The sequence below is a fragment of the Amycolatopsis mediterranei genome (assembly GCF_026017845.1).
Taxonomy (GTDB): Bacteria; Actinomycetota; Actinomycetes; order Mycobacteriales; family Pseudonocardiaceae; genus Amycolatopsis; species Amycolatopsis mediterranei.
The window spans coordinates 5,086,288-5,103,149 of record NZ_CP100416.1 but is presented as its reverse complement, the minus strand read 5'-3'; the positions used below and the strand labels follow the sequence as shown (position 1 = coordinate 5,103,149).

Genomic DNA, 16,862 nt, shown 5'->3' with positions numbered 1-16,862 from the left:
TCAGCGGGTCCGTCGGGTGACGAGGCGTTGCAGGACGATGAAGACGAAGAGCAGGGCCCCGGTGATGATCGAGGTCCACCAGGAGTTGAGGGTGCCGTCGAAGGTGATCAGCGTCTGGATGATGCCGAGCACCATGATCCCCAGCACGGTCCCGAGCACGTACCCGGAGCCGCCGGTGAGGATGGTGCCGCCGATGACGACCGCGGCGATCGCCGTCAGCTCCAGGCCGACGCCGTTGAGCGGGTCGCCCGAGGACTTGTAGAGCACCAGCAGCAGCCCGCCGAGCGCCGAGCAGACCCCGCTGATCGTGTACACCGCGATCTTGGTGCGGCCCGTCTTGAGGCCCATCAGCATCGCCGACTGGGCGTTGCCCCCGATCGAGTAGACCGTGCGCCCGAACCGGGTGAAGGCCAGGACGTAGGCCGCGGCGGCGACGACCAGGAGGGCGACCACCACGCTGATCGAGATGTGCAGCTCGCCGCCGAGCGGGATCTGCGTCTGGGCCAGGGTGGCGATCGTCGCGTTGTCGATCGAGTAGGCCTCGGTGGTGATCGTGTAGCAGAGGCCGCGCGCGAAGAACATCCCGATCAGCGTCGCGATGAACGGCTGGATCTCGAAGAAGTGGATCAACGCGCCCATCCCGGCGCCCAGCAGCGCGCCCACCACCAGGACCACCGCGATGGCCGCGTACGCCGGCCAGCCGTGCTTCTGCATGAGGTCGCCGGAGATCACGGTGGACAGGGCGACCACCGACCCGACGGACAGGTCGATGCCGCCGGTGAGGATCACGAACGTCATGCCGACGGCGACCACGAGCAGGAAGGCGTTGTTGATGAACAGGTCGAGGACGACCTGGCCGGAGCCGAACGCCTCGTAGCTCGACGCGCCGAAGATGTACGCCCCGATGAGCAGTGCCATCGTCGCGAGGATCGGCAGGTGCCGCTGCTGCGGCCGGTAGCCCTTGACGCGGGCGAGCGTGGTCATGCCGTGACCTCCACCTTCTCGGGAGCGGGCGTGGCGGCCGGCTGCCCCGGCCGGTGCGTCCGGCGGCGCCGGAGCTTCCGGCGGAAGGCCGGCGACTGCAGGAGGCACACCGCCAGCACGACCAGGGCCTTGAACAGCATGATCGCCTCGGGCGGGATGCCGAGGGCGTAGACGGTGGTGGTGAGCGTCTGGATGAGCAGCGCGCCGATCACCGAGCCGCCGAGGGAGAACCGGCCGCCGGTCAGCTGGGTGCCGCCGACCACGACGGCGAGGATCGCGTCGAGCTCGATGAACAGGCCGGCGTGGTTGCCGTCGGCGCTGTGCACGTTCGCGCTGATCATCAGCCCGGCGATGCCCGCGCACAGCGCGCAGAAGACGTAGACGAGCCAGGTCAGCCGCGCCGAGCGCAGGCCGGCCAGGCGGCTGGCTTCGGGGTTGCCGCCGACGGCCTCGACCAGCAGGCCGAGCGCGGACCGGCGGACGAGCACCGACGCCAGCACGAACACCGCCAGCGCGATGAGGATGGCGCTGGGCAGGGTGACCAGGAACCCGCTGCCGATCCACTCGAAGGAGTGGGAGTTGACGGTGATGATCTGCCCGTCGGTGATCAGCTGCGCGATGCCCCGCCCGGCGACCATCAGGATCAGCGTGGCGATGATCGGCTGGATGCCCAGTGCCGCGACGAGCCAGCCGTTCCACACCCCGAGCACCAGCGACAGGCCCAGCGCGAGACCGAACGCGATCAGCGTCGTGCCGGCGCCGTCGGGGTGGCCGCTGACCCACAGGCACGCGAGCGCGCCGCTGATCGCCACGACCGAGCCGACCGAGAGGTCGATGCCGCGGGTGGCGATCACCAGCGTCATGCCGATCGCGATGAGGATCAGCGGGGCGCCGTTCTTGAGGATGTCGACGAGGTTGCCGTAGAGGTGCCCGTCGCGCAGCTCGATCTTGAAGAAGGACGGGCTCGCGATCAGGTCGCCCACCAGCAGCACCAGCAGGGCCACCACGGGCCAGAAGAGCCGGTGTTTCGTCATGCGGGTCATGCCTGCACCCCCTCGGCCATCGTGGCCATGATGTCGTCCGCGGTGAGCGCCTGGTTTTCCCGCTCCGCCACGACTTTGCGGTCCCGCAGCACCACCACCCGGTGGCTCAGCCGCAGGACCTCTTCGAGTTCGGCGGAGATGTACACGACGGCCATCCCCTCGGCCGAGAGCTGGGTGACCAGCCGCTGGATCTCCGTCTTCGCGCCGATGTCGATGCCGCGCGTGGGCTCGTCGAGGATCAGCAGCCGCGGCTCGGTGATGAGCCAGCGGGCCAGCAGCACCTTCTGCTGGTTGCCGCCGGAGAGGTTGCCCACCAGCGCTTCGGGGTTGGCGGGCCGGATGTCGAGCGTCTTGATGTACTTCTCGGCGATTTCGTCCTGGCGGCGGCGGGACAGCGGCCGCGCCCAGCCGCGGGAGGCCTGCAGCGCCAGGACGATGTTCTCCCGGACGGTGAGCTCTTCGACGAGCCCTTCGGCCTTGCGGTTCTCCGAGAGGAACGCGATCTTGTGGTCGAGGCCGGCGCGCGGGGTGCGCAGCGACGTCGGGTCGCCGTCGACCTTCACCGAGCCGCTGTCGGCGTGGTCGGCGCCGAAGAGCAGCCGGGCGAGTTCGGTGCGGCCGGAGCCGAGCAGGCCGGCCAGCCCGACGACCTCGCCGGCGTGGATGTCGAGGTCGAAGGGCGCGACCCCGCCCTTGCGGCCGAGGCCTTCGGCGGCCAGCAGCACCGGCGCGCCGGCGACCTCGGCCCGGCTGGGCCCGGAGTCCTCCAGGTCCTCGAGGACCTGGAGCTCCTTGCCGATCATCTTGGTGACGAGCTCCACCGGCGTGATCTCCGCGGTGGGGTACTCGCCGATCAGTTTTCCGTTGCGCAGCACGGTCATCCGGTCGGCGATGGCGAAGACCTGGTCGATGAAGTGGGACACGAACAGGATCGCCATCCCGGTTTCGCGCAGGGCCCGGACGACCTTGAGCAGTTTCTCGACCTCGCCGGCGTCCAAACTGGACGTCGGCTCGTCGAGCACGAGCACCCGCGCGTCGACATCGAGCGCGCGGGCGATCGCGACCAGCTGCTGCACCGCGATGGAACAGGTGGACAGCTCGGCCGAGACGTCCACGTGGACGTCCAGCCGGGCCAGCAGCTCCTCGGCCCGCCGCCGCATCAGGCCCCACTGGATGCGGCCGAAGCGGCGGGGTTCCCGGCCGAGGCAGACGTTCTCCGCCACGGACAGGTTCGGGCAGAGGTTGACTTCCTGGTAGACCGTGCTGATGCCGGCCTGCTGGGCCTCGCCGGGCCCGGTGAAGGCGACCTCGTCGCCATTGAGTTCGATCGTGCCCGCGTCCACCCCGTACACCCCGGTCAGCACCTTGATGAGGGTGGACTTGCCGGCGCCGTTCTCGCCCATCAGGGCGTGGACTTCGCCGGGGTACATCCGGAAGTCGACCCCGTCGAGGGCGAGGACGCCGGGGAACTCCTTGCGGATACCGCTCATCCGCACCATGGGCTGCGGTTCAGGCATTTGGTGTGCTCCGGGGTGGACGCGGGTCGGATCAGTACTGGCGCTGCGGCAGTGCGGTCTTGGCCGCCGCCTGGTCGAACTCGGTTTCCTTGGTCTCGATGCGGGCGGGCACCTGCTCGCCGGCCGCGACCTTCTTCACCAGGTCCATCAGCTGCGGGCCGAGCAGCGGGTTGCACTCGACGATGTGGTTGATCTTGCCGTCGGCGAGCGCCTGCATCCCGTCCTTCACGGCGTCGACCGAGACGATCTTGATGTCCTTGCCCGGGACCTTGCCCGCGGCTTCGATGGCCTCGATGGCACCGAGGGCCATGTCGTCGTTGTGGGCGTAGAGGACGTCGATCTTGGGCTGGGACTTCAGGAAGGCCTCCATGACCTCCTTGCCCTTGGCGCGGGTGAACTCACCGGTCTGCGAGGCGACGATCTTGTACTTCGGGTCCGCCGCGATGACGTCACCGAAGCCCTTCTTGCGGTCGTTCGCCGGCGCCGAGCCGGTGGTGCCCTGCAGCTCGACGATGTTCACGTCGCCGGTGGCGCTGCCGTACTCCTTGGTCAGCCACTCCCCCGCCTTCTTGCCCTCGGCGACGAAGTCCGAGCCGAGGAAGGTCTTGTAGAGGGACTTGTCCGGCGAGTCGATCGCCCGGTCGGTGAGGATGACCGGGATGTTGGCCGTCTTGGCCTCCTTGAGGACGGTGTCCCAGCCGGACTCGACGACCGGCGAGAAGGCGATGACCTTGACCTTCTGCTGGATGTACGAGCGGATCGCGGAGATCTGGTTCTCCTGCTTCTGCTGCGCGTCGGAGAACTTGAGTTCGATCCCGGCGGTCTTCGCCGATTCCTGGATCGACTTCGTGTTCGCCGTCCGCCAGCCGCTCTCGGCGCCCACCTGGGCGAAGCCGAGCGTGACGGCTCCGCCGGCCGAGCTGCCGGACGAACCGCCGCTCCCGCAGGCGGTGAGCAGCACGAGTCCGGCCGCCGCGGCCGCCGCGGCGGCCCATCGCTTCTTCAGCACGTTCACTCCTCGATCGACGATGATCAGTGGGAAAACCTTGGTGGGGACTATCGGGTGAAACTGGGTTGTGCGTGTTAGCGCTAACAATCCCTCGGGAACCACCGGTCCCCGCCGGCCGCCGCGCTAGCGCGGTCCGGTGCTCTCGCGCACGATCAACTCGGGGACGACCAGGGCGCGCGCGTGCCGGTCGCCTCCGTCCATCCGCCCGGCCAGCAGGCCGAACGTACGCCGTCCGACTTCGATGAAGTCCTGGCGCACCGTCGTCAGCGGCGGCGTGAAGTACGCCGCCTCGGGGACGTCGTCGAAGCCCGCCACGCGCACGTCCCGCGGCACCGAGATGCCCGCTTCGGCGAACGCGCGCAACAGGCCCAGTGCCATCTGGTCGTTGCCGGCGAAGACGGCGTCCAGATCCTTTTCCTTGGCGAGGGATCGCCCCGCCTCGTAGCCCGACCGGGAGCTCCAGTCGCCGCGGATCACCCGCGGGGCCCCGACGCCGTGGCGTTCCAGGGTTTCCCGCCAGCCGAGTTCGCGGTCTCGGGCCTCCAGCCAGTCCTCCGGCCCGGCGATGTGCCACACCGTGCGGTGGCCCAGCGCCAGGAGGTGTTCGGTGGCGCGGCGGGCGCCGTCGCGCTGGTCGACGGAGATGACCGGCACCGGTGCCGCCTCTCCACCGCCGACCGCGACGACCGGGAAGTCCGCGGGCGCCGCTTCCAGCGCCCGGCCCGCACTGACGTGCGGGGCGATCACGATGACGCCCTCGACCGCCTGGCGGCGCAGGTTCTCCACCGCGTCGGCGATCGAAGACCGGCCAGGACGGCTGACACTGGAGATCGTGATCGCGTACCCGGCTTCCCGGGCGGCGTTCTCGATGCCGTACAGCGTGCTGGCCGGACCGTACAAATTGGATTCGAGCGCGACCACGCCGAGCGTGCCGGTCCGCCCGGTGACCAGTGCCCGGGCCGCGGAATTGGGCCGGTAGCCCAGTTCCTCGATCGCCGCGAGCACCCGGGCCCGGGTTTCGGGGCGCACCGGGCCGGTCCCGTTGATCACCCGGGACACGGTCATGTGGGACACGCCCGCCACCCCCGCGACGTCGGTCAGGCTCGGCTGCCGCGTCCCGGCGGTGGTCGCCTTGACGGGGCCGCCGGAGCGGGGTCGTTCGGCCACCGGCGTCCCCTTCCGTCCGCTCCGACATGGTCTGCGTCACTGTTCCGGTGACGACGAGGAGTTAGTGTTAGCGATAACACCCACGGGGTCAAGACCGGGCCGCGTAACGGTCTAGTCACATGCCCTTCACATGGCCTCGACGACGAATTCGACGGCGCGACCTGCGCGGAGCGTCGTTTGAAATTCACCGCCCGTCAGCGCCGCCCGGTGTTCAACGGCATGTTCGCCACTCTCGCGGGGCGTCTACCACCACTTTCGGCGGCCGGTCCGACGGCTCCGGGGCGACGGAGTCAGAACGCCACGATGGCGGCGACGGGCAGGTGGTCGCTGCCGGTCGCGGGCAGCGTCCAAGCCGCCACCGGTCGCACGCCGGCGACGAAGATCTGGTCGATCCGGGCCAGGGGCAGACCCGCGGGCCAGCTGAAGCCGAACCCGTCGCCGGCCTCGTCCTGAGCGCTGTGCAGGCGCCGGGTGATCGGCGCGAGCGCGCGGTCGTCGGCGGTGCCGTTGAAATCGCCGACGAGCACGGTCCGCGGCGCGGATTCCGCGGCGATGGCGTCGGCGAGCAGGCCCATCGCCGCGTCACGGCCGTTCGCGGTGAACCCCGCGTCGAGGCGTACGCGCACCGAAGGCAGGTGCGCCACGAAGGCCGCCACCGGGCCCTTCGGAGTGTCCACAGTGGTCTCCAGCGCGCGGGTCCACGGCATGATCGCGACCGGCCGCGTGGCACGCAGCGGGAAGGTGCTCCACACTCCGACGGTGCCCTGGACGGAGTGGTACGGGTACCCCACGGCCAGGGCGTCCTCGTACTTGGGGACCTCGGACTTCTTCAGCTCCTCGAGCGCGATGACCTGGGCGCCCGAGGCGGCCAGGGCGCGCGCGGTGCCCGCCGGGTCCGGGTTCTCGTCGTTCACGTTGTGCGAGACGACCGTGAGGTCCCCGCCCGGGCCGCGCTTGTCGAAGAGCCTGCCGCCGAAGAAACCGCCCCAGACCAGGGCGGGCAGCAGGAGGGCCACGAGGGCGAGCGCCGAGCGCCGGACCAGCGCCGCGGCCGGCAGCGGCACGACGAGCAGGCCGGTCCAGGGCAGGAACGTCTCCAGCAGGCTGCCGGCGTTGCCCGCCCAGTTGGGCACCAGCGGGTGCGCGAGCAGCAGCAGCGCGATCAGGACGGCGAAGGCGGCGATGACCCGGCCGCGGCGCCAAGCCCCGGCCCGGCGCGCGGGGGCGGCCGGCAGCTGGATCGTTTCGGTCGTCGCGGTCATCGGGTGGCCGCCGGCAGCTCCCGCTGGATCGCGGCGATGAGCTTCTGGCTGTTCTCGAGCGCGGCCCGCAGCCCGGCCGCCGGGGTCCCGCCCGGGCTCTGGTGGAGGACGACGCCGAGGATCAGGGCGCCGTCGCGGGCCTGCGCGGCCCACATCAGCGCCCCGCCGGCGGCGGTCGACGAGCCGGTCTTCAGCCCGATGACGCCGTCGTGGCCGAGGAGGGTGTTCGTGTTGACGACCGCGCCCGGCACGCCGTCGATCCGCAGGCTCGGGGTGGCGGCGATGGCCCGGATCACCGGGTTCTTCATCGCTTCGCGAGCCAGCCGCAGCTGGTCGGTGGCGGTGCTCGTGGTCGAGTCTTCGACACCGCTGGCGCCGGTGTAGCTGGTGCTGGTCATGCCGAGGGCGGCGGCCTCGCGGTTCATCTTCGCGACGAAGGCGTCCTGGCTGCCGGCGTCCCACCGGGCGAGCAGGCGGGCGACGTTGTTGCCGGAGGGCACGAGCATCAGGGCGAGCAGATCGCGCTCGCTGAACCGGCGCCCGGCCCGGACCGGCGCGCTCGATTCCTCGGCCGAGGTGGCCTCGGCTTCGGCCTGCTCGTCGACGGTGACCTCCGGGCCGGCCTCGTCGGCGCCGAGGGGGTGGTCCTTGAGCACGACGTAGGCGGTCATGACCTTGGTGACGCTGGCGATCGGCACGGGCCGCTGTTCACCACGGCTGCCGAGCGACCCGAGGTTCTGCACTTCGGCACTCGACTGCCCCTCGACGGGCCAAGGCAGCGCAAGGTCGACGTCCGGCCGTCCGGCCAGCGCCCGCCCGGCGGTCTCGGGCGGGAAGACAACCCACCAGGTGACGGCGAGCCCCACCGCCACGGCGGCGGCCACCCCCGCGGCGACGGGTGGGATGCGGGTACGGGCCATCGGTTTCCTCCGGGTGCCGGGTGCGCTCGGTGAAGCGCACACCGGTCACTTTGTCCGGAGAAGATCGCCGCTTTGTCGGGGATGTTCGACAGGTTTGAACCAGGAATGTCCCGATCTTGTACCAGAGGAGGGCGCCGGAGGGCCACAACAAGCCGGGCCTCAGCCACCCGGCGTCCGGCACGCCGAAGGGAGCTCCCCTCACCCGCGAGGAAAGCCCCCTTCAGCGGACACCGGCCGGCCGCCGTCGGGTCACTGGGCCGAGCGCTGGATGCAGTCGAGGCCCAAGCCGAGCGGGGTCGCGAGGTACTGGCAGATGTGCGACGAGTGCGCCTGGTCCGTCTGCGTGCAGCTGACCGGCACCCCGAGCAGGTCCACCGCGCAGTACGCGTAGAACTGGGTCGAGCTGCCCGGCACCATGTCCGCCGAGGCCGGAGCGGCCGTGGCCACCACCGCGGAAACCGTGAGCTCAGCGGCCGTCGCCCAAGAAGCGATCCGGGTGTTCATCGTGCTCTCCTTCCGCCAAGCTTTCCCCTGCGTGCCAAGGGGTTCACCGGGAAGAATTCCCCGTCGAACGTCTCTTCAGCTCCGCGTCACCGTAAAGTGTCATATTCACGTATGTGATCATTGTTCATCCTGTTGACTGACGTCAGGGCGGTGCCCTATAAAGGAAAAGTCCGGGTGTCCGCCGCAACACCTCCGCAGTTCCGCTTTCCGGAGGCCATCGGTGTCCCCACGATCCTCGTCCCGCCGCGCCGTTTTCCTCGGCGCCGTCAGCATTTCCGCCGCCGTCGCCGTCACCGCCGCGCTCGGTGGGGCGGCGGCCGCCGCGGCGAACCTGGCCGCGGCTTTCGCGCAGACGTCGGTCTGGACCAGTGGCTACGGCGGCGGCTACACCGTCACCAACCGCGGCGACACCGCCGCCACCGGCTGGACCGTCGAGTTCGACCTGCCCGCCGGTTCGGCCGTGAGCAGCTCCTGGAGTTCCGTCCGCACGCAGGCCGGCCGCCACTACCGGTTCACCAACGCGACCTTCAACGGCACCGTCCCGCCCGGCGGCACCGCGAACTTCGGCTTCACCGTCGCCGGCACCGGCCTCCCCACCGGCTGCACCGTCAACGGCCTCCCGTGCGACGGCGGCGGCCAGGTGACGACGCCCCCGGCGACCACACCGACCACGTCCACGACGACCCCGCCCACGACACCGACGACCACCACCACGCCCCCGCCCACCGGCGACGTCGTCGACGTCTCGACGGCCGCCCAGCTGCAGGCCGCGCTCGCGAGCGCCGCTCCCGGGCAGGCGATCCGGCTCGCGGCCGGCACCTACCGCGGCTCGTTCGTCACCACCAAAGCCGGCACCGCGGCCAAGCCGATCACCCTCTCCGGCCCGGCGAACGCCGTCCTGATCAACGACGGCCCCTCCGGCGACGCCCCCGGCTGCCCGGCACCGACCGCCGGCTGGGACTCCGGCTACGGCCTCTGGCTGGCGAACGCGCCCTACTGGACGCTCCGCGGGTTCACCGTGCAGGACTCGAAGAAGGGCATCGTCGCGGACAACTCGCCGCACACCACCATCGACGGCGTCACCGTCCACCACATCGACGAAGAGGGCGTGCACTTCCGCCGCTCGTCGGCCGACAGCGTGCTGAAGAACTCCACGATCACCTACACCGGGCTCGTGCAGCCCGGCTACGGCGAAGGCGTCTACCTCGGCTCGGCCAACTCGAACTGGGGCTGCCACGGCAACTCCGGCAGCGTCGACCGCGGCGACCGGATCCAGGTGCTGGACAACCACATCGGCCCGTTCATCGCCGCCGAACCGATCGACGTCAAGGAAGGCACGTTCGGCGGCGTGATCCGGGGCAACACCTTCGACGGCCGCGGGATTTCCGGCCAGAACTCGGCGGACTCCTGGATCGACGTCAAGGGCATCGGTTACACGATCGAAGGCAACACGGGCACGTTCGCCCCGCCCGGCACGTTCGCCAACGGCTACGAGAACCACAACACGAGCACGAGCCCGTCGTTCGACAACGGCTGCGGCAACGTGTGGCGCGGCAACAAGTCCGACCTCGGCGGCGTGGGCGACTACGCGATCAAGATCAGCTCGGTGTCCAAGTGCGCGGCCAATCCGAACGTCGTGTACGCGTCGAACACGGTGACGAACGCCCGCTCGGGCCTGACGAACATCCCCGTCACCCCCTGAGCAACCCCGCGTGCCGTGCGGCCCGGCGGCCTCACGGCACGATCGCGTCGACGTAGCCGCCGTCCACCCGCACCGCCGCGCCGGTGGTCGCCGAGGCGAACGGCGAACTCAGGTACACCACCAGGTGCGCGATCTCCTCGGGCTCGATCAGCCGCTGCAGCAGCGATTGCGGGCGGTGCTTCTTCATGAACTCGCGCTGGGCTTCCTCCCAGGGCAGGTCCTTGTCGACGAGCTCGTAGACGAAGTCCTCGACACCGCCGGTGTGCGTCGGGCCGGCGATCACGGCGTTGACCGTGACACCGGTACCGGCCGCGTGCTTGGCGAACCCGCGGGACACCCCGAGCAGCGCGGTCTTCGACACTCCATAATGGATCATCTCGGCCGGGATGACGATCGCGGAATCGCTGGCGATGTACTGGATCCGGCCCCAGCCACGGTCGGTCATGCCCGGCAGGTAGGCGCGGGTGAGCCGGACCGCGGCCAGGACGTTGACCTCGAAGTAGCGCCGCCAGTCGGCGTCGGTGATCTCCAGGGGCTCCTGCGCGCCGAAGATGCCGAGGTTGTTGACCAGGATGTCGGTTTCCGGCACCTCTTCGACCACCTGGGCCGCGCCGGCCTCCTCGGAGACGTCGCCCGGGGCCGGCAGGAAGTCCGCGTCCGGCACCTCCTCGCGCAGCCGCGCGATGGCCTTGTGGACCCCCGTCTCGCTCCGGCCGTTGATTGCGACGCGCGCGCCCGCCGCCGCCAGGCCGGTCGCGATCGCCGCGCCGATGCCCTGGGTGGATCCGGTGACCAGTGCCGTTTTCCCGCTCAGGTCGACCCGCATCGTGAAAGCCCTCTCTCGCTCGCGTGCCTCCCTCCGGGCGATTCAAGCACAGCTCGCCGGAGCCCACCGGCTGGAAAACCCGGTTGCCTCCCCGCCCGGTGGCGGTCACGATCTGCGCCATGACCACGCCCCGCACCCCGCTCCTGCCGACCGTCGCCGCCGCCACCGCGCCGGTCCGGCAGCAGCCGTGCCGTCCGCGGAGGTCGATCACCCCAGCGTCGTGAGCGCCGCGCTGTTCGCCGGCCTGGTCGCCGGCTACGGCATCGCGATCCCGGTCGGGGCCGTCGGGACGTACCTGGTGGCCCTCACCGCCCGCACGTCGCTGCGGACGGGCCTCGCCGCGGCGCTCGGCGTCGCGACGGCGGACGGGGTGTACGCGCTGGTCGCCGTGCTCGGCGGCGCCGCGATCGCGGACGTCGTCGCCCCGTTCGCCGGGCCGCTGCGGCTGCTCTCGGCGGCGATCCTGCTCGTGCTCGCCGCCCACGGCGCCGTGCGCGCGGTCCGTTCCCACCGCGCCCCCACCCCGCGGCCGGTGTCCCCGCTCGCGCCCGGTCGCGCCTACCTCAGCCTGCTCGGCATCACGCTCGTCAACCCGGCCACGGTCGTCTACTTCACCGCGCTGGTGGTCGGCGGCCGCGCCGGCACGGCCGTCCCGCTGCTCGACCAGGCGGTGTTCGTGCTCGCCGCGTTCGCCGCCTCGGCGAGCTGGCAAGCCGCGCTCGCCGGCGGCGGGGCGCTGCTCGGGCGGGTCCTCACCGGGCGGCGCGGCCGGCTGGTGACGGCGCTCGTCTCGAGTGCCGTGATCACCGCACTCGCCGTCCGGCTTGTCCTCACCTGAGACGGAAACCGTTGCTGTGCAACGGTTTGTCCGGTTCCCGGCGCACGCCGGAAGACGTCCGGCGGCCCGGGCCGGAGTTAGCGTCGAGGGGACGAGCTCGGGAGGCGGCCATGGCGATGCCGATGTCGGGGTGGGACACCGCGGGCGCGGTGCTGCTGGTGCTGTGGGCGCTGGCCATGTGGACGGCGGTGGGCATCCTGGCCTACGCGAACCGCGGCCCGGTGCGGCGGTGGGTGTACCGCGGCGCGCTGGCGGTGATCGGCTTCGGCGTGCTCGGGCAGCTCGGGCACGTCCAGGAGCACGTCGCCCAGGCCGGGTACTGGCTCGGCCACCCGAACGCCCCGGCCTGGATGACGCCGTGGGGCACCGGCCTGGCGAGCGGCCTGCAGCAGGTCCTCCCCGGCCGGCCCACCTTCGGGATGGAGCTGCTGCACCTCACCGGCAACTTCCTCTTCCTCGCCGGCCTGGCGGGCGTCATGGTGATCACCCGCCGCGCGACGAACACCCGCACCCGCCGCTGGGCGAAGATGGGCGTCTGGATGCAGGGCCTGCACGGGCTGGAGCACCTGGTCCTGACGCTGTCGGTCGCGTTCGGCGCGCCCCGGGCGATCGGGCTGTCCACGTTCTTCGGTCTCGTGGACCCGGGCCCGGGGCTGACCACCTACCGCGTCTGGTGGCACTTCGCGGCCAACATCGCGGGCTCGATCATCTTCGGGCTCGCGCTGTACCACCTGTGGCGTGAACGGCGGGAGGTCCGCGCCACCTTCGTGCTCCGGCCGCTGCCCGCGGTCACCGGGCGGGCGGCGTGACGCAGGTCAGCGTCGGCACCGCCCAGTCCGCGTGGTCCTGCCCGTTGCCGTCACCGCCGTCGTCCACCATCAGGTCGAGCACCTGGGCGCCGGTGACGTCGACGTCGACCGCGACCGCCGCCTGGCCGCCGCGGACCACCGGCGTCGTCACCCGGGTGACGCCGTCGGCCGAGACGCTGAAGCGCACGCTGCCGCCGGTGCCGGTTTCGCCGTCGACGCCCACCGAAGCCGTCAGCCGGGTGCACGCGCCCGCCAGGTAGAGCTGGACGTCGCTCGCCGCGTGGACGCCGAGCCCCTTGGCGTAGGCCACCCCGCCGATGGTCATCGGCTTGCCGTCACCCGCGCTCGCTTCGCCGTTGCTCGTGTCGCGCTCGACCGGGCCCCAGCCGTTCGTGGCGGTGAGGAAGGGCAGGGAGCCGACCGGCACCTGCCCGGCGGGCGGCGCCGCGGGCACCGCGCCCACGATCCGTTCGCCGGACACCGAGCCCGGACGACCCGCCTGCCGGTAGGCCACCGCGACCTTCAGCGCGGCGGTGTCCACCGTGGCGGGCGGGGTCACGGTCCAGGTGAACGTGGCCGACTTGCCGCCGTCGATCCGCGCCACCGAGGGCGGCGAGGCGGCGCCGAGGGTCCACCCGGCCGGGGCGGTCAGCGCCGGCTTGACGTCGAACGCCGGCGGCGCGCCCGCCGGCACCCGCACGGTCGCCGACGCGGTGAACGGCTGCCCGCCCGACGCCGTGTCCGGCGCGGTCAGCGTCACCCCGGCCGTCGGCGCCGGCGGCATCGCGTACCGCACGGGGTCGTAGCCGGGCGAGGAGTTCTGCCGGACGGTCAGCGGCGAGCGGTAGCTGCCGTAGTTCGTCCAGGCGATCGAGCCGAGGCCGCCGGTGCTGCCGTCGAGGTTCCACACCGCGACGGCGATCGTGTTGCGGCCGTTCGGGTTGAGGATCCCGTTCGGGATCGGGAAGCTGTGCTGCGGCCCGAGGTAGTTGACGTACTGGCCGAGCTGCCAGCCGTTGACGAAGATCAGCGCGCGGTACTGCCGCGCCGGGTCGTCGGTGATGGTCAAGCCGAGCGAGGTGTCCTGGCCGCGCGGCAGATCCAGGTCCGCGGTCGTGCGGTACCACGAGACGCCGGGGGTCGTGTCCTTCGCCGGGAGCGAAGCCGGTGCCCAGCCGCGCTCCGGGAACCCGGGCAGCGACCAGCCCGCGCGCTCGCCGTAGAGGCCGCCGGTGTTCAGCGGGCCGCGCACCGGGTCGAGCCCGGTTTCCCCGCCGCGGACGCCCTGCAGCCGCCAGGTCACCGACGTCAGCGCGGCGCCGGTCAGCCGCGCCGCGGTGAGCCCGCGGGCGGCCTTGTTGCCGTTGCTGGCGCCGTAGTCCTCCTCGTGACCCATGTTCACGGTCAGCACCGAGATCTCGTTGTCGCCCTGGTGCAGCGACCCCGCGGGGAAGGTGAACGTGTGCTGCGGGCTGGTCGAGCTGCCGAGGAAGACCCCGTTGAGCCACGCCGAGAACGCCCCGGCCGGGCCGCCGCTCTGGCTGGCCAGGGTGATCCCGGTCTGTTTGCCGTCGCCGGTGAAGTGGCCGCGGTACCAGGTGTTACCGGTGTGGAAGCCGTAGTCGTCGGCGAAGAGAACGGGTTTCGTGCCGAGCGCCGTCGAGCTGTTGGTGGTTTCCTTGTCCGCCACCGGCCACGCCGAGTCGTCGAACCCGGGCTGGCTCTCCGGGGACTCCTGCTGGTGCTTCCAGCCGGTCAGCGCGGGCAGCGTCACGGCGTTCGCGGCCGGCGCGGTCCCGGTGACGCTGCCGCTCGAGGTCGGCTTCACCGGTACCCAGGAACCGTTCCACAGCAACGCCTTCGCCGCGCTGAAGACCTCGAACGCACCGTCGGTGCCGGTGTCGCCGGTCAGCGACAGCAGCCCGTACTGCTCGGCCGCGGTCCGCACCAGGTGGGTGCCGCGGACCAGGACCGGGCCGCTCGCGGTGTCCTGGCGCCAGAACGTCGCCGCCGTCGCCTTGTCGGCGAGCAGCAGGAGCAGCGGCCGCGCGCCCGGCGCGGTGACGAGCACGCGGGTCAGGCCGTCGTGGGTGTAGTTCAGCCGCAGGTCGCCGCGGGCCGCGTCCCATGTGGACATCGCCGCGCCGCCCAGCACCTGCACGGCCGGCTGCTTCGAGAACCGCAGGACGGTTTCGCCGGGTCCGCCGTGATCACCGTAGAGCACCGCGACGTCCCGGCCACCGATGGCGGCGCTCGTCATGATTTCCGACGTCGAGTACTGCATCCGCGTGGCGCCGAGGTCGTAGCCGGCGACCAGGATCTTCGACTGCCGCCCGTTCAGCGTGACGCCGGTGCCGGGCTGCTGCGGCACGACCGGGTAGTAGTCGGTGCTGCCCGAGAGCAGGTCGACGGCGTCCACCACGACGTACGGCGACGTGGCCTGCGCGTTCTTCTGCCCGGTGACGACGATCTTCAGCGTGTGCGGCCCGGCGGGCAGGTCGCGGACCTCGTAGCCGGTGATCTGGTTCTGCTTGCCTGCCGCGTAGAGGTCGACCGAAGAGACCTTGGCGTCGTCGAGGTAGACGTCGGCGATGCCGTGGCTCGGGTCCTTCGACGTCACCCAGCGGATCCCGGTGCCGGTGAAGGGAATGCTGACGCTGTCCCCGGTCACGTTCGAGAACGACTCGGTGTGCTGGTAGTCGCCGCCGGTGTAGTTGACCTCCGGGCCGACGTGGCTCCAGGTGCCGGTGTAGCCGACCTCGGCCGCGCGGTCGTCATAGGTGTAGCCGGCGTGCGCGGCCAGGTCGAGCGCGAGGCTGGTGGTGTTCGTCGCGGTCGACGTCGAGTCGCTGTGCCGCAGGGTGTGGAACTGCGTGCGGGTGTCGGGGTTGATCCGGGCGGTGTCGGTGAGCGCCGGATCGGTCAGCGGCGCGCCCGCGAGCCCGTCGGTCTTGGTCAGCGGCGCGACGGACTGGGTGAAGTACCCGATCAGCTTGTCTTCGGCGTACTTCGGGTCGAACTGGCGCGCCTCGGTGATCGCCGCGCCGTAGTCGTAGGAGGTGTAGTTCTGCGGGATCGCGCTCCAGCCCCAGGACGTGCCGCCGTGCAGCATGTAGAAGCTCTGCCCGGTGGCGCCGACGGCGATGTTCTGCTTGTAGAAGACGTTCGCGAACTGGTCGTTGATCAGCTGGGCGCACTTTTCGTAGCCCGGGCCACCCCACGGGTCGAAGGCGCCCCCCTGGAATTCCGCGGTGATCAGCGGCTTCCCGGGCACGTGGTCGTAGCTGATGTCCGGCACGCCGTTCCACCGGGTGGGGTTCGAGCAGTCGAAGCCCTGCGGGTAGGAGTCGGCGGCGTCGACGTCGAGCGCGGCGGCACCGGCGTTGAAGGTGCCGTTGTTGTTGCCGACGAGCGGGACGGTGATGCCGTCGGCGCGCGCCTTGTCCTCCAGGTGCTGCATGTAGGCGCGGCCGTCGGCGTTGCCGTTGTAGTACTCGTTCTCGACCTGGTAGGCCAGCACGCTGCCGGTGCCGTTGGTCAGCTGGTGGCGCGCGATGATCCGGTCGATCTGCGTCTGCCACTCGTCGGAGTACTTCAGGTAGACCGGGTCGGCACTGCGGGTGTGCCCGGGCGTGGTGGACAGCCAGGTCGGGAACCCACCGCCGTCGACCTCGGCGTTGATGTACGGGCCCGGCCGCGCGATGACGTAGAGGCCGGCCTGCTGCGCCACGTCGAGAAGCTTGTCGAGGTCCCGCACGCCGCTGAAGTCGTAGACCCCCTGCCGCGGCGAGTGGTAACCCCAGTCGAAGTACAGCGACGTCGAGTTGAAGCCGGCCGCCTTCATCTTCTGGAAGATGTCGAGCCACAGGTCGGGACTGGGCAGGCGGTAGGAGTGGAACTCGCCGGACCACAGGTAGGTCCGCTTCCCGTCGACGAGGAAGGAGTAGCCGTCGTAGGTGACGGTGTGGGTGGGCCGCGCAGCGGGGGCGGGCGCAGCCGCGGCAGCCTGCGGGACGGCAATCCCGGCGAAGGCGAAGAGGATCGAGAGCAGGACGGTGAAGAACGTCCGACGACGGCGGCGGGCGGGGCGCATGCGGGGGCCTCCTGAAGCGGCGGGGACCACAATCGAACACGAACCTTTGCCGACCGCACAGAAGTCGTCAAGATACAACACCAGGATGGATCAATGCCGAGGTACTGTTAGCGCTAACACACCGCGCTGAACGTCAGGAATGAGTCATTCACCGCACTCGCGGCCGGGCGCTGGTGGCCGCGCCTGTC

At 71.1% G+C, this 16,862-nt stretch carries 13 protein-coding genes; 3 read left to right on the top strand and 10 right to left on the bottom strand.

From position 1 onward, the window contains the following. The 8 genes from yjfF to ISP_RS23495 form a co-directional block, all read right to left on the bottom strand. Positions 1-984: a galactofuranose ABC transporter, permease protein YjfF gene (gene yjfF, locus ISP_RS23530; protein WP_013226243.1), complete on the bottom strand. Its 984-nt coding sequence runs from the start codon at positions 982-984 to the stop codon at positions 1-3. After that, on the bottom strand, positions 981-2,027 hold the full coding sequence (locus ISP_RS23525; RefSeq protein ID WP_013226242.1) for an ABC transporter permease: 1,047 nt from the start codon (positions 2,025-2,027) through the stop codon (positions 981-983). The genes yjfF and ISP_RS23525 overlap by 4 nt, the downstream gene beginning before the upstream one ends. Continuing rightward, on the bottom strand, positions 2,024-3,526 hold the full coding sequence (locus tag ISP_RS23520) for a sugar ABC transporter ATP-binding protein (RefSeq protein WP_014467107.1): 1,503 nt from the start codon (positions 3,524-3,526) through the stop codon (positions 2,024-2,026). The genes ISP_RS23525 and ISP_RS23520 overlap by 4 nt, the downstream gene beginning before the upstream one ends. A 49-nt stretch (positions 3,527-3,575) precedes the next feature. After that, positions 3,576-4,559: an ABC transporter substrate-binding protein gene (locus tag ISP_RS23515; RefSeq protein ID WP_013226240.1), complete on the bottom strand. Its 984-nt coding sequence runs from the start codon at positions 4,557-4,559 to the stop codon at positions 3,576-3,578. A gap of 117 nt (positions 4,560-4,676) precedes the next feature. Then, a complete protein-coding gene (locus ISP_RS23510) occupies positions 4,677-5,720 on the bottom strand; it encodes a LacI family DNA-binding transcriptional regulator (RefSeq protein WP_013226239.1) in 1,044 nt (347 codons plus the stop codon). A 290-nt stretch (positions 5,721-6,010) separates the two neighbouring features. Beyond that, positions 6,011-6,982, bottom strand: coding sequence for an endonuclease/exonuclease/phosphatase family protein (locus ISP_RS23505; protein ID WP_013226238.1), 972 nt, complete (start codon positions 6,980-6,982; stop codon positions 6,011-6,013). Then, positions 6,979-7,902, bottom strand: a complete 924-nt coding sequence (locus ISP_RS23500; RefSeq protein ID WP_013226237.1) for a D-alanyl-D-alanine carboxypeptidase family protein — start codon at positions 7,900-7,902, stop codon at positions 6,979-6,981. Before ISP_RS23500 ends, ISP_RS23505 begins: the two co-directional genes overlap by 4 nt. Before the next feature lie 249 nt (positions 7,903-8,151). Further along, positions 8,152-8,406: a hypothetical protein gene (locus tag ISP_RS23495; protein ID WP_013226236.1), complete on the bottom strand. Its 255-nt coding sequence runs from the start codon at positions 8,404-8,406 to the stop codon at positions 8,152-8,154. A 220-nt stretch (positions 8,407-8,626) separates the two neighbouring features. Between ISP_RS23495 and ISP_RS23490 the strand changes: the two genes are divergently transcribed. Further along, entirely contained in the window at positions 8,627-10,108 is a 1,482-nt protein-coding gene (locus ISP_RS23490; RefSeq protein WP_013226235.1) for a cellulose binding domain-containing protein, read from the top strand. A gap of 31 nt (positions 10,109-10,139) precedes the next feature. Here the strand turns inward: ISP_RS23490 and ISP_RS23485 are convergent, their stop codons facing one another. Further along, complete coding sequence (locus ISP_RS23485; protein WP_013226234.1) at positions 10,140-10,934, bottom strand: SDR family NAD(P)-dependent oxidoreductase; 795 nt, start codon at positions 10,932-10,934, stop codon at positions 10,140-10,142. Between the two features lie 220 nt (positions 10,935-11,154). On the opposite strand from ISP_RS23485, the gene ISP_RS23480 reads away from it, so the two are divergent. Both ISP_RS23480 and ISP_RS23475 read left to right on the top strand, forming a co-directional pair. Continuing rightward, positions 11,155-11,772 (top strand): LysE/ArgO family amino acid transporter, encoded by a 618-nt coding sequence (locus ISP_RS23480; RefSeq protein ID WP_014467104.1) that lies wholly within the window; start codon positions 11,155-11,157, stop codon positions 11,770-11,772. Positions 11,773-11,882: 110 nt separating this feature from the next. Next, the gene (locus ISP_RS23475; protein WP_013226232.1) at positions 11,883-12,581 is read left to right on the top strand and encodes a DUF6008 family protein; all 699 of its coding nucleotides are present in this window, start codon (positions 11,883-11,885) and stop codon (positions 12,579-12,581) included. Here ISP_RS23475 and ISP_RS23470 read toward each other — a convergent pair. Further along, complete coding sequence (locus tag ISP_RS23470; protein WP_013226231.1) at positions 12,562-16,674, bottom strand: beta-galactosidase; 4,113 nt, start codon at positions 16,672-16,674, stop codon at positions 12,562-12,564. The genes ISP_RS23475 and ISP_RS23470 overlap by 20 nt on opposite strands. Positions 16,675-16,862 lie beyond the last annotated feature (188 nt).